At 61.5% G+C, this 12,318-nt stretch carries 12 protein-coding genes; 4 read left to right on the top strand and 8 right to left on the bottom strand.

The features are described from left to right. Nucleotides 1-18 precede the first annotated feature (18 nt). The 8 genes from ABJP42_RS16735 to ABJP42_RS16700 form a co-directional block, all read right to left on the bottom strand. Nucleotides 19-1,383, bottom strand: a complete 1,365-nt coding sequence (locus ABJP42_RS16735) for a tetratricopeptide repeat protein (RefSeq protein ID WP_348342367.1) — start codon at nucleotides 1,381-1,383, stop codon at nucleotides 19-21. 269 nt (nucleotides 1,384-1,652) lie between these two features. Beyond that, complete coding sequence (locus ABJP42_RS16730; protein ID WP_348342428.1) at nucleotides 1,653-2,879, bottom strand: CaiB/BaiF CoA transferase family protein; 1,227 nt, start codon at nucleotides 2,877-2,879, stop codon at nucleotides 1,653-1,655. After that, entirely contained in the window at nucleotides 2,866-4,479 is a 1,614-nt protein-coding gene (locus ABJP42_RS16725) for a thiamine pyrophosphate-binding protein (protein WP_348342365.1), read from the bottom strand. The genes ABJP42_RS16730 and ABJP42_RS16725 overlap by 14 nt, the downstream gene beginning before the upstream one ends. Before the next feature lie 151 nt (nucleotides 4,480-4,630). Further along, nucleotides 4,631-5,143, bottom strand: a complete 513-nt coding sequence (locus ABJP42_RS16720; RefSeq protein WP_348342363.1) for a DUF302 domain-containing protein — start codon at nucleotides 5,141-5,143, stop codon at nucleotides 4,631-4,633. 331 nt (nucleotides 5,144-5,474) lie between these two features. Beyond that, on the bottom strand, nucleotides 5,475-7,502 hold the full coding sequence (locus ABJP42_RS16715; protein ID WP_348342361.1) for a PhoX family protein: 2,028 nt from the start codon (nucleotides 7,500-7,502) through the stop codon (nucleotides 5,475-5,477). Nucleotides 7,503-7,658: 156 nt separating this feature from the next. Next, nucleotides 7,659-8,717, bottom strand: coding sequence for a YeeE/YedE family protein (locus ABJP42_RS16710; protein ID WP_348342359.1), 1,059 nt, complete (start codon nucleotides 8,715-8,717; stop codon nucleotides 7,659-7,661). A gap of 189 nt (nucleotides 8,718-8,906) precedes the next feature. Next, nucleotides 8,907-9,248 (bottom strand): ArsR/SmtB family transcription factor, encoded by a 342-nt coding sequence (locus ABJP42_RS16705; protein WP_348342358.1) that lies wholly within the window; start codon nucleotides 9,246-9,248, stop codon nucleotides 8,907-8,909. A 64-nt stretch (nucleotides 9,249-9,312) separates the two neighbouring features. Beyond that, nucleotides 9,313-9,759, bottom strand: coding sequence for a hypothetical protein (locus ABJP42_RS16700; RefSeq protein WP_348342356.1), 447 nt, complete (start codon nucleotides 9,757-9,759; stop codon nucleotides 9,313-9,315). Between the two features lie 117 nt (nucleotides 9,760-9,876). Here ABJP42_RS16700 and ABJP42_RS16695 point away from each other — a divergent pair, with 117 nt between their 5' ends. From ABJP42_RS16695 to soxY, 4 genes are all read left to right on the top strand, one after another. After that, nucleotides 9,877-10,614 (top strand): cytochrome c biogenesis CcdA family protein, encoded by a 738-nt coding sequence (locus tag ABJP42_RS16695; protein ID WP_348342354.1) that lies wholly within the window; start codon nucleotides 9,877-9,879, stop codon nucleotides 10,612-10,614. Nucleotides 10,615-10,655: 41 nt separating this feature from the next. Beyond that, a complete protein-coding gene (locus ABJP42_RS16690) occupies nucleotides 10,656-11,249 on the top strand; it encodes a thioredoxin family protein (protein ID WP_348342352.1) in 594 nt (197 codons plus the stop codon). Between the two features lie 124 nt (nucleotides 11,250-11,373). After that, the gene (gene soxX, locus ABJP42_RS16685) at nucleotides 11,374-11,850 is read left to right on the top strand and encodes a sulfur oxidation c-type cytochrome SoxX (RefSeq protein ID WP_348342350.1); all 477 of its coding nucleotides are present in this window, start codon (nucleotides 11,374-11,376) and stop codon (nucleotides 11,848-11,850) included. 49 nt (nucleotides 11,851-11,899) lie between these two features. Beyond that, complete coding sequence (gene soxY, locus ABJP42_RS16680) at nucleotides 11,900-12,316, top strand: thiosulfate oxidation carrier protein SoxY (RefSeq protein ID WP_348342348.1); 417 nt, start codon at nucleotides 11,900-11,902, stop codon at nucleotides 12,314-12,316. The last annotated feature ends 2 nt before the right edge of the window (nucleotides 12,317-12,318 follow it).

Below are 12,318 nucleotides of genomic sequence, written 5' to 3'. Positions count from 1 at the left end.
TCTTGCGAATGGATTGGGTTATTCGGCAGGCATACTCTGGGCGTCCGGGGTCATACGGGCCTGGGAGATCAGGCCGCGCCGCGCCAGAGCATAATTGTCTTCGCCGCCCGCACGTTTGGCCCGACGATCATCGAGGATGACCTCAACCGCGTCAAACTCGCCGGCGCGCAGGCCCGCGTCGATGGTCATGCGTTCAAAAACGTCGCGCTGAGCATGGCTGCCGCCTGCCAGCTGCAGGGTGCCACGGGCGCGCGACAGATGGGTGAAGGCCTGGGCGTAGTTGCCATCGCCAAAGGCCTCCAGCCCGTTGGCGGCGTCGCAGCCCGGCACCGCCATGCGCTCCTGGGATTCGGTATCGCGGGCCTTGGCATCGGCATGGATGCGGCTCACCATGCGGCGGGTCTCGGCTTGACGGTTGTGACCGGCCAGCGCCAGCAGGTAGTGCAAATCGGCAAAGATCAGGCTGCCGTCTTCGGTGCGGTTGGCGCAAAGCTCGGAGAGTTCGTCCCAGCGGTTGCCCACCTGCACGCCTTCCAGTTCCAGCCGCATCAAAAGCGAGGTGGCATTGGAGATATCGCGGTAATCGTCGGTCTTGTCTTTGCGGACTTCAGTATCATAGAGCATCAGCGCCTGATCAATCTGGCCGAGGTCCAGATGCATCAGCGCCTTGTGCCACCAGACATGGTAGCGGAAGTTGTTGCAATGGGCCCAGGCCTCTTCGCGGCCCTGCAACCAGGTCAGCCCTGCCTCGGCATCGCCGGTCATGTCATGCACATGGGCCACCGCATGCAAGCCCCAGGCGTCATCCGGCGCCATCCAAAGCGCTTGTCGCCCAGTGATGCCGGCCTTTTCATAGGCGCCGGTCTCTTCCAGAGCAAAGGCATGACAGCCCAAAAGATAGCCGCGGCCAGCGTGATCGGGGGCATAGGCAGGCATCACCCGCTCCACCGAGGCGCGCATGCCGGTGCAATCGCCCAGAATAAACCGAATACCATGGCTGAGTTTCATCGCCAGGCTATCACCGGGATCGATATCCAGAACCTGTTCCATCAGCACTACTGCGCGCGAGGGGCGGCCCATCAGCCAGGCCTGCAGGGCCTCGACATATTTGCGTTCGCGCGGCAGGGCAGTCTCATATCCCAGCTTGGCGGCTTTGAGTGCATCCTGCGCCATGGGCAAGAGCTCGGACCGGCCCAGCATCAGCACCGACAGGCCTTTGATCGCTTGGGCCAGGGCAAAATCAGGCGCGGCGGTTAGGACAGCACCCAGGTGATCGGCGGTGCTGGCGGAATGGGCAAGCACCCCCATTTGCGCCGCATCCCAGCTTTTGAGGGTGGCAGCGCAGCTGAGGCTGGTGTCTTGTCCAAAAATGTCTTGCGTCATTGGGGGTCCAATCTCTGCCTGTGTTCACATGGTCACTGTTGTTGAACCGAGGTTAAACCAGCCAAAGAGCCCGTGCGACGCCGCTCGCGTTTTGGTGATTGGATGTGTGCGGATATCGGGGTGAAACGAGGATTTCCTCCAATAAATCAGGCGGTTTTCCGCGTCTTTGCAGGGATTTGGGGCAAAATCCAAGCAAGCACCCGCCGACATGGCGGATGCTTGGGGTGTTTTGTAACATTAGGCTGCTGAGGTTTTTCTCTGGGGCCGGGTCAAGCCTTGGCAAAGGGGTCTTCGGCCTGAAGAATCTCTTCGGTGCCTTCGCCACATTGCGGCGGCGCATGGCGATAAGTCACCGGCGTGCGGGAGAAATTCAGCGGATTGCCCAGCAGTTTGACCGGCCCGGCTGTCGATTGCATTTCAATCGCCATGTCACGGGCTTCGACTTGATCAGAGGCAAAGACCCGGTCCAGCGTCTGCACCGGTCCGGCGGGCACTTTGCGCGCCTCCATGCCGACGATGACCGCATCCATAGTGAAGCGTTTCAACGCCGGGATCAGGATGTCATTCAGCGCCTCGCGGTTTTCCAGCCGCGCCGGGTTCGTGGCAAAACTCGGATCGTCGGCCAGTCCTTCGAGGCTGAGAAATTCCATGAAGCGGCGGAACTGGCTGTCATTGCCCACGGCCAGAATGACATGGGCATCGGAAGTTTCATACAGCCCATAGGGCACGATGCTGGGATGCTCATTGCCGCGGCGCTGCGGCAGATTCCCAGTGTTGAGATAGGCGACCCCTTCGTTGATCAGCCAGGCCACCTGGGCGTCCACCAGTGCCAGATCAATCTGCTGACCTTCGCCGGTCTGGGTCTTGTGATGCTGCGCCGCGAGGATGCCGATGGTGGCATACATGCCGCACATGACATCAGCGATGCCAACACCCGCTTTCACTGGCTGGCCCTCGGGCTCGCCGGTGAGGGACATGATGCCGCCATAGCCCTGCGCCATCAGATCATAGCCGGGCTTGGAGCGGTTGGGGCCGGTCTGGCCATAGCCGGAAATGGAACAATAGATCAGCCCGGGGAGTTCCTCTTTCAGGCTGGCATAGTCCAACCCGTATTTGGCGAGGCCGCCAGGTTTGAAGTTCTCCACCAGAATATCGGCCTCGGCAGCCAGACGGCGGACTACGGCTTGACCTTCGGGCGTGGCGATATCCAGGGCGATGGAGCGTTTGTTGCGGTTGGCGGCCATGAAATAGGCCGACAGGTCGGACTTCTCGCCATCGGCACCCACCACGTAGGGTGGTCCCCATTGCCGGGTATCATCGCCGCCGCTTTTGGGGTTTTCGATCTTCAGTACCGTGGCGCCAAGGTCGCCCAGCAGCTGGGTACAGGTGGGCCCTGCCAGAATGCGCGACAGATCCAGCACTTTGATGCCTTTCAGGGCGCCATGGGGGAGTGGGCTCTGGTCTGGGCTAGGCTGCTCTGGGTTAGATGCGTCCATCATATCCTCCGGGTTCGATCTCGGCAGCAATGACAGTGAAGCGATCCGAGGCCAAGGCCTCCTGCAGGGCTTTGTCGAGGTCGCGACGATTGCGCACGGTTGCGCCATTGCCTCCAAAGGCGCGGCCGATGGCAGCAAAATCATGCCGGGCCAGATCGACGCCAGCATTGGGCAGCTGGCGCTGGCGCTGTTTCAGGTCGATGAGGGCGAGGCTGGCATCGACAAAGACCACAAAGATCGGCGCCACGCCCAGTTCGGCGGCGGTGGCCAGATCACCGGCCACCATCAGGAAGCCCGTGTCGCCGGAAAAGCTCACCACCGGGCGATCGGGATTGGCCAGTTTGCGACCCACAGCCATGGGCACCGCGCAGCCCATGGTGCACAGGCCGGAGGATTGGATCAGTTGACGGGGTTCCATGCACTGCCACATCTGGCTGAGCAAAATACGGTGAGCCCCGCTGTCAGCCGTGGCCAGGGTAGTTGCGGGCAGGCTGTTGCGGCACTGCGCGATCACCCCGGCGGGCCCCCAATCGTCGTCCTGGGGAAAGGCCTCTGCCAGGGCAGACTGCACCCCGGCCGGGCTGTCGCAGGCCCATTTGGCTGGGGCCGGGCGGTCAGGGGTGAGGGCCTGCAGAGTTGGGGTGAGGGCGCAGACCAGCGCCAGGCTGGCCTGATGCATATAGTGCAAATTGGCCTCTGGGGTGATGTCGATCATCCGCTGCTGATCGGGCTGCCAGATATTGCGCCAGCCGGGGCGCATCTCGATCGGGTCATAGCCCAGTCCCAGGATCAGATCCGCCTGCTGCACCAGCGGCAAGAGATGGCTGTCGGCCAGCGGCGACAAGCCGGCGCCGCCAAGGCAAAGCGGGTGGCCTTCGGGTAGGATGCCCTTGGCCTTATAGGTGGTGACAAAGGGGATCTGCTGCGCCTCAAGGAAGGCGCGGATCGCAGGCGCGGCCTGTTCCTGCAGTGCATCCAAGCCGATGATCGCCAGCGGGCGCGTGGCCTCGGAGAGCCAGGAAAGCGCCTGCGCCAGCGTTGCCCTGTCTGGCTGGCTGGGCGCTGCAGGCGCGCGGCGGGCGCTGCGCTCTCTGGCGGGCCTGTCTGCCACCGAGATCGGCACGTCAATATGCACCGGCCCATTGCGGGGCTGGGTTGCGATGGCGACGGCTTTGTCGGCGATGAGATCCGCGGCCTCGGCATCGAGCCGGAAGGTGGCTTTGGTGATGGGGGCAAAGACCGCGCGATGGTCCAGCACCTGATGGGTGTAGCTTTGTTCTTCGGCGGCATCGACGCAGCCGGTGAGCACCAGCATCGGCACCCGGTCCTGATGGGCATTGGCCACCACATTGACCCCGTTGAGCGCGCCGGGACCGAGGGTGGCGACCAGAATTGCCGGCGCGCCGTCGCTATGGTGGATGCCTTCGCCCATAAACCCGGCGGCGTTTTCATGTTTGGCGAGGTGGAACTCAATGCCGGCTTTGACCAGTGCATCCACGAGGGTGAGCACTTCGCCGCCAGGCATGCCAAAGGCGTGGCGGCATCCGGCCTCGTAGAGGCGGCGGGCCAGAACATCTGCGGCGCGAAGGGGCTGGGTCATAGGCAGGGTATCCATTTGTTTCTGGAGGCAAGACTTCGCGGGTTGCGCCCTGCGGCGCAAGATACCTCACGGCTCTGTGACCTGACAGTGAGCTAACTGTGACGGGTCTGTGACCTGAGGCGAGCCTTGGGGGCGTCTTTGTGCCTGGCCATCAGCGCAGGGCTGCTGCGGTGATGGCGGCAAAGCGTTGATCCAGATCCTTGCTGATTTTCAGGAGCAGGCTGCCGCCTTCGCCAAAATAGGGTGCAAAGACATGGCTGGGGCGTTTGTAGGAGAGATGTGACCCACCGCGCGCGTCCTCGGTCACATAGAAGCGGATGGGCGCTTCGATCATCGCGGCGGTGGAGAGCGCCAGGATCCGCACCGCGTAGTCATTGTTGAAAACGCCAACCACCCGGTTGCCGGGGATGGTGATCCCCCGCGCCGCGGCGGCTTTGGTTGGTCCGGCCTGGGTGACTACGATGAGGCCTTCGGATTTGACCGCTGCCAGCAGGTCCCGCAACAGCAGATCATAGGGTTTTGGGCTTTCCATGACCTCCCACCCGGCCCGTTTGCCAAGCTCACTAGCTTGGGTTGGCGGCGCCAGAGTGAGGGCAAAGACCAGGGCAAGCCTGGTGGCCAGCATCATTGGCAGGGCATCCCGCACCACGCGGGGCGCGCGCATATCTAGCAGTAGAGTGAGTGCGGGGAGCAGTGTCGGAAGGGCGCGCATGAGAGGGATCCGGTGGCCAAAAACTGAAGCAAGCCTAACAGAGCGGCGCTGCGGCGGGTCTCACATTGCTGTGTGTGTGGAAAGCTCATTGGGCTGTCGTCTAGGTTGATTGTCTGGGCGGGGATCGGCGCAAAGACGGCGCATCGGCAGGTCTTTGCACCCCAGCGCAGACAGGGCAGACAGAGCAGACCGGTCAGTCTGCCCTGTCAGGGACTGGCCTGGCGACCGGTCCCTGTTTCGACGTGGCCCGAATGGAACGAGAGTCCCTAAGAGGCCTTTGATCTTAGACGGCGATCCGGCCGCCGCCCTGCCTGGTCACCACAACAACAGAGGGGCGTGGCGGCATCTTGGGATCAAAATCGGGCCAGCGGGTGGCTGGATCCTCAAAGGTAGAGGCGCGTTCAAAGCCCTTCAGATCCTTGGTGCCATCGGTGCCGGGGTGCTGGACAGCCAAAAACAGGGTCTCGCTGTCAGGGGTGAAGTAAGGGCCACAGAGCTCTCCGCCGACGGGGCAGCGGAAGAACAGTTTGGAATGGCCCCGCAGGGTGCCTTCGGTTTCCAGCGCATAAAGCCCGTCGGACTTACCGGTCTTGCCCCATTTGCTGCCCTGATCGGTAGAGATCCACAGGCGACCATCGGCATCAAAGGCGCAGTTGTCAGGCGAGCCAAACCAGCCGCTTTCGCTGGTCTCGGGATTCCACTGCGCGCCCACCTCGGCAAGGTTCGGATCGCCACATTTGACCAGGATCGACCAGCTGCCTTTGGTGGCGCCATGATCGCCATTTTCTTCCTTGATCTCGATGATATGGCCAAAGGCGCTTTTGGCGCGGGGGTTGGCGGCGTCGACCTGCGCTGATTTGCGGCGTGTGTTGTTGGTCAGCATGATATAGGCGGTGCCATCGCCACGGGGCTGGGCATCTTCGGGGCGATCCATCGGCGTGGCCCCCAGCGCATCTGCGGCGAGGCGGGTGTCGATGAGCACTTCGGCCTGGCTGGCAAAGCCGTTTTCAGCGGTCAGCGGGCCTGTCCCATGCACCAGCGGCAGCCAGTGGACAGAGCCATCGGCATCAAACCGCGCCACATAGAGCGTGCCGTGGCTCAGCAGGTCGGCGTTTTCTGAGGTGTCTTTGGAGACAACACCCGCAGAGACATATTTGTACTGGTAGTCAAAGCGGTTGTCGTCGCCCATGTAGACCACCAGTTGGCCGGAGGTTGAGAGCGTGGTTTCGCAGCCTTCGTGGCGGAACCGGCCAAGAGCAGTGTGTTTCACCGGCTTGGCTTCGGGGTTGCGGGGGTCAACCTCGACCACCCAGCCAAAGCGGTTTGGCTCGTTTGGTTCTTTGTCGATGTTGAAACGGTCGTAGTACTGCCCCCAAGCATACCAGCCACTGGGGACGCCGTAACGCTTTTTGCTTTTTGCATCCTCATGGGAGGCCAGATCGGGTTTGCCGTCGCTGTTGTGCTGATCGGTCCAGAAATAGCCGTGGAAGTTTTCCTCAGCCATCAGCCAGGTGCCCCAGGGGGTCATGCCACCGGCGCAGTTGTTGAGGGTGCCAATCACTTGGGTGCCAGTCGGGTCGGCATGGGTCTGCATACGCGGATGACCAGCCGCCGGGCCATCAATGGTCATCGCTGTGTCCAGCGGCGTGATCCGGCGGTTGTAGGGACTGTCGCGTACCAGGGACCATTTGCCAGCACCGTCGCGGGCAATTTCCACTACGGTACCACCATGGGCGGCCATCTCGATGTCGATCAGTGCCTTGGTCATGCCGGCAAAACCCTGTTTGTCCTGACGGCCTAGGCCCGGGAACATCACCTCTTCGTTGGTGTATTCGTGGTTCACACAGAGCAGCCCACGGGTGCCCTCGGCATTTAGAGGGGTGAAGCCGACGTAGTCGTTGTTGTAGCCAAACTGCTGGAGCTGGGCTTCGGCGCTTTGGTTCATTACGTTAAACTCTGGCGCATCGGCAGTGATCGGATCGCCCCAGCGCAGCAGCACATCGGCGTCATAGCCTGTTGCAGTGTGGTGAGTCTCATCATTGCCCCAGTCCAGCTCGTCGAACCGGTAGCGGCTTTCGGTCTGGGAAGCGGCTGCCAGGTTGGGGGCAATCAGGGCAGAGGTGCCAAACAGGGTGGCGACGGCAGAAACACCAAGCATGCCGCGCAGCATGTCACGACGGCCATAGCGGCTGTTGATGACATCACCAATGGTGGCATCCAGATTGGGATTGGTGGGGATATCGTCAAAGGCTTCATAGGCCTCGGCCTTGTTGCCGATTTCCGGGTCGTTGATGATTTGCTTGCGGTCCATGGCTGGCTCTCTCTCTCTGCGTCTGGTCCCACAGGAAACCCCTGCAGTTGCCTGGCTATGTCAGGGGGATTTGTAACAGCTGTTTGACCGCGGCCAAGAGTTTGTTGAAAGGTCATAAGGTCCGGGTTGATCCGGCAGTAGTTCGCCTGTGTGCAGCTACCCTGCGGGGCGAAAGCCCTCAATGAGCTGGCGCAGCCCCAGGGCTGCCCCGGCAAAGATCGCCAGAAAGGTCACCGGCGCCGAGATTGACAGCAATGAGAAAGCGCTGAGACCCTGGCCGACGGTGCAGCCCATGGCGATAACCGCACCGGCCCCCATGATGGCCGCGCCAAAGATCTGACGGCGCAGTTCGCGCGGGTCGTCGCAGGCCTCCCAGCGGAAATGCCCCTTCAGGAGCGAGCCGATAAAGGCCCCGAGCCAGACGCCGGTGATTGACCCTACCGCAAAGGACAGGGGGCGCAGACTGCCGGTCATGGTCCAGAGAATGGTCTCCCCCAGGGGGGCAGAGAAGGAATGCGATACCACGGGCAGGGCGTCAAATCCCTGTGCATTGACATAGGCGGTGCCTGCCCAGCCTGAAACCACCGCAAGGCCCACGATCACAGACCAGAACAGGCTGGTGTAGTCGCGGCGGAACTCTGCGTCCCAAAGGCTGGCGAGCACAAAGACTGCGCCCACCGTGATGCCGATGCCTGCGAGTGGCAACTGAGTCGTATCGGCCAGATGATGGACCAGGCCGGGGGGCAGCTCGCTGGTGACATCCTGCTGTTCAAACAGCAGATTGCGCAAAGGGGCTAAAGGACCGGACAGCACTACATAGGTGGAGACACCCATGACCAGAACGATGACAAAGCTGCGCAGATCTCCCCCACCGAGCCGGGCAATGGCGCCATAGCCGCAGTTGCCGCTCAGCGCCATGCCATAGCCAAACATCAACCCGCCAAGGATCGAAGCCAAGGGCATCCAGCGCACCGTGAGATAAAAGGACTGCGTCGCATCAAAAAGCCCCAACCCGATCAGGGTGAAACTGCCAATCACTGCGGTGCCAATGGCCAGAACCCACATCCGCATGCGCTGGGCAGAACCGCCATAGAGCAGGTCTTCGATGGCGCCGAGGGTGCAGAACCGCCCCAGCCGGGCGGCCAGCCCCAAGAGCACACCGCCCAAGAGGCCGACCCCGGCCACAAGCTGGTGATCACTGAACAGATCAAACATCGGCCGCCTCCTCCTGCGGGTTGTTGGGAGAGTGATGATCCGTCCCCGGCAGTATAGCACACTGCGGTCCCTCAGGCGGGTGTCATCGATTCCTGTCGCGTGAACCGGGTGTCCTCCCTCCCAGTTCTCCTCAGCCAGTTCTCCTCCGCCTCGTGTCGCGCATTCCATTGCCGTCAGGCGCGCTGGGCGTCAGGCGTTGTCTTCGGCGCAGAACAGATCATAGACCACCTCAAGGATCCGGCGCGGCCGGTCATCGGCAAGCCGGTAATAGATCGCCTTACCATCGCGGCGCGGCACCACCAGACCTTCGAGGCGCAGACGCGAGAGCTGCTGCGACACCGCGGCCTGACGGGCGGCCAGAAGATCTTCGAGCTCGGTCACGGATTTTTCACCGGTGACCAGATGGCAGAGGATCATTAACCGTCCCTCGTGGCTGATCGCCTTGAGGAAATTTGAGGCCTTGGTGGCATTGTCCACCATATTGTCCAGCTCTTCCGGCGCCATATCGGCTGAGAATTGCGGTAGTGCCATGCGTCTTGTCTCCTGTGGTGGCGGCGCTGAAACACGCCGCAGCTCCCAAGTATTTCCGTTTCCGCTAGCTCTCTGGCTGGCCAGAACTGTCGGGGGTGAAGCCCAGATGCTGCTGCATCAGCTGCGCCAGAAGGGGCCAGAAAAAGTCTTCGCCGGGATAGCCTTCAAGCCGGGCCAGTTCCTCACCGTTCTGGACGATCAGAAAGGTCGGGGTGAAATTGACCCGCCGTGTGATCTGCAGATCATCGGGCAGGGCGCGCAGATCGACCCGACGCAGCGGTGCAAAAGCGCCCTCGCGGGTTTTAGGGTAGATCGGGCCGATTTCTTCGCTCCAGCGCAGGCACCATTCACAGCCGGCCTGTTCGACCAGGATCAGCTCATTCACCAGGGCCTGCGCATCCGCAGGTTCACTGGCCTGTTCCAAGGCCTGCGCAGGCAGGACCGTTGAAAAACCAAAGGCGGCAACCGCGGCTAGGCGGCGCAGCGCAGAAAGGGAGCGATGATGAATCATGACCTCAACCGTTGACGGCATCCGTAATTTGCGGCTTGATAATACATAATTTGAATATGTGAATAACACAAGCCTTGCGCCCATGAGGCTGAGGTCGCGGAGGATCAAAAAGCCGTTATGCTGGAAATTTCCTACCTTGGGGCGGCCTTTGCCGGATTGCTGAGCTTTTTTACCCCCTGCATCCTGCCGATGGTGCCGTTTTACCTGTCCTATCTTGGTGGGCTGTCGATGGTAGAGCTGCGCAGTGACGGGGAGATCGCACCGGGGGCGCAGCGGCGCATGGTGCTGGCGGCCTTGTGTTTTGCAGCTGGGGTGACCTCGGTCTTTATGCTGATGGGCATGGGGGCCACGGCGCTGGGGCAGCTTTTTGGCCAATACATGGAGTTTCTGTCTTACGGGGCAGCGGCGATTCTGGTGATTTTTGGCCTGCATTTCCTTGGCGTCATTCGCATTCCATTGCTCTACCGCGAGGCACGTATGGAAAGCAGCGCCGATCCGTCGAGCCTGGCAGGCGCCTATCTTATGGGGCTGGCCTTTGGCTTTGGCTGGACGCCCTGTGTTGGTCCCGCCTTAGCCTCGATCCTGATGGTGGCCTCGGGGCTTGGGGATATCTGGCGCGGTGGGGCGCTTTTGCTGGTCTACGGCGCGGCCATGACCGCGCCCTTTGTGGTGGCCGCGTTGTTTGCCAAGCCGTTTCTGGCCTGGGTGGCGCGGCACCGGGCGGCGTTTCACTGGGTTGAAAAAATCATGGGGGTGATGCTGATCGTCTTTGCCCTGTTGATTGTCACCGGCGGGGTGCGCCTGATTGCCGATGCGATGATCCGCTGGATGCCGGGCTTTGCCACATTGGGATGAGTTTGCGGTCTGAATTTGCATTGAAAACTGGAGGGGAAGAGATGAAGCATTGGATTACGAGATTGGCGGCCCTGGCCCTGGCGGCGCCCTTGCTGGCTTGGGATGTTGCAGCGGCGGAGCTGGGCGATGACGGGCTGCATAAAACGCCCTGGATGCGGGAGACGTTTAAGGATCTGCGTGAGGATCTGGAGGAAGCCAATGCCGAGGGCAAACGTCTGGTGCTGTTCTTTGAGCAACGCGGCTGCATCTATTGCACCAAAATGCACACCGAGGTTTTCCCCCGTCCCGAGGTCGGTGGCTACATTGATGAGCACTACTTTGTGGTGCAGATGAACCTTTATGGCGACGTCGAAGTCACCGATTTTGACGGCGAGACCCTGGCGGAAAAAGACATGGCGCGTAAATGGGGCGTGCTGTTCACCCCGACGATTCTGTTCCTGCCCGAAGAGGTGGGCGAGGGGCAAACAGCAACCCAGGCCGCGGTGGCGGTGATGCCTGGTGCCTTTGGCCCCGGAACCACTCTGGACATGTTCACCTGGGTGAGCGAGAAGAGGTATCTTCTTGACAATGGGGAAGATTTTCAGCGCTACCACGCCCGTCGCATCTCTGAGCGCAATGATGGGTCGGCAGACTGACGTCGGGCGCACAAATATAATAATTCACACTATTGAATTTGTTGTTGCGTTTCTGGGGCGGGGTGCCCTACGGTAATCAACAGCTAAGCCCGCGGATCGCGGGTGGCAGCCAACGGGAGGAACCATGAAGAGACTATCTCTGACACTGGCCGTGTGCCTGACCGGGAGTGCAACCCTGGCGGCAGAGGTCGCACCAAAGGATGTGCAATTTGATGAGGATGGCGCCGTGGCGATGTCCTTGACCGGCAAGCCGGGGGATGCGGCCAGCGGTGCTGTGATCGCCGGCACCAAATCGCTGGGCAACTGCGTCGCCTGTCACCACCTGACCGCGCTGGCGGATGTGCCGTTTCACGGCGAAATCGGCCCCTCGCTGGATGGGGCAGGGGATCGCTGGACCGAGGCCGAGCTGCGTGGGTTGATGACCAATGCCAAAATGACCTTTGAGGGCACCATGATGCCTGCATTCTACAAGGTCGAAGGCTTTATTCGCCCCGGCGCGGCCTATACCGGCAAGGCCCCCACCGAGGCGCTGACGCCAATCCTGACTGCACAGGAAATCGAAGATGTGATCGCATTTGTTGCGACCCTAAAAGAAGAGTAAAGCGCGGGTAGATGTCCGTTGCTTTGCGAAACGTCAAAGGAGACATATGATGGAGTTCTCACGTCGTGAGACCCTGGGCCTGGCCCTGGGTGCTGCTGTGATGACCATGCTGCCGCTGCGGGTCAGCGCCAGCACAGAGGATCGCATTGCGGAGTTCACCGGTGGTGCTGATATGGCCGACACCGGCATCGAGCTGACCGCACCAGAGATTGCTGAAAACGGCAATACCGTGCCAATCGAAGTGAGCGCCCCCGGCGCCACGGCGATCATGGTTCTGGCCACCGGTAACCCAACGCCCGGTGTTGCAACCTTCAACTTTGGTCCTCTGGCCGCCAGCCAGTCTGCCGCCACCCGGATCCGCCTTGCCGGCACCCAGGATGTGGTCGCCATCGCCAAACTGGCCGACGGCAGCTTTGCCAAGGCAAGTGCCGCTGTAAAAGTGACCATCGGTGGCTGCGGCGGCTGATC

It is taken from the genome of Pseudophaeobacter sp., assembly GCF_039971195.1.
Classification (GTDB): domain Bacteria; phylum Pseudomonadota; class Alphaproteobacteria; order Rhodobacterales; family Rhodobacteraceae; genus Pseudophaeobacter.
The sequence above is the reverse complement of the archived record's forward strand: the minus strand, read 5'-3'. Positions and strand labels throughout refer to the sequence as shown.

Coding starts and splice junctions, on each gene's coding strand:
- ABJP42_RS16700 (WP_348342356.1), bottom strand. CDS start 9,759: ATGATTCATCATCGCTCCCTTTCTGCGCTGCGCCGCCTAGCCGCGGTT.
- soxY (WP_348342348.1), top strand. CDS start 11,900: ATGGAGTTCTCACGTCGTGAGACCCTGGGCCTGGCCCTGGGTGCTGCT.
- ABJP42_RS16710 (WP_348342359.1), bottom strand. CDS start 8,717: ATGTTTGATCTGTTCAGTGATCACCAGCTTGTGGCCGGGGTCGGCCTC.
- ABJP42_RS16715 (WP_348342361.1), bottom strand. CDS start 7,502: ATGGACCGCAAGCAAATCATCAACGACCCGGAAATCGGCAACAAGGCC.
- soxX (WP_348342350.1), top strand. CDS start 11,374: ATGAAGAGACTATCTCTGACACTGGCCGTGTGCCTGACCGGGAGTGCA.
- ABJP42_RS16735 (WP_348342367.1), bottom strand. CDS start 1,383: ATGACGCAAGACATTTTTGGACAAGACACCAGCCTCAGCTGCGCTGCC.
- ABJP42_RS16705 (WP_348342358.1), bottom strand. CDS start 9,248: ATGGCACTACCGCAATTCTCAGCCGATATGGCGCCGGAAGAGCTGGAC.
- ABJP42_RS16720 (WP_348342363.1), bottom strand. CDS start 5,143: ATGCGCGCGCCCCGCGTGGTGCGGGATGCCCTGCCAATGATGCTGGCC.
- ABJP42_RS16695 (WP_348342354.1), top strand. CDS start 9,877: ATGCTGGAAATTTCCTACCTTGGGGCGGCCTTTGCCGGATTGCTGAGC.
- ABJP42_RS16690 (WP_348342352.1), top strand. CDS start 10,656: ATGAAGCATTGGATTACGAGATTGGCGGCCCTGGCCCTGGCGGCGCCC.
- ABJP42_RS16725 (WP_348342365.1), bottom strand. CDS start 4,479: ATGACCCAGCCCCTTCGCGCCGCAGATGTTCTGGCCCGCCGCCTCTAC.
- ABJP42_RS16730 (WP_348342428.1), bottom strand. CDS start 2,879: ATGGACGCATCTAACCCAGAGCAGCCTAGCCCAGACCAGAGCCCACTC.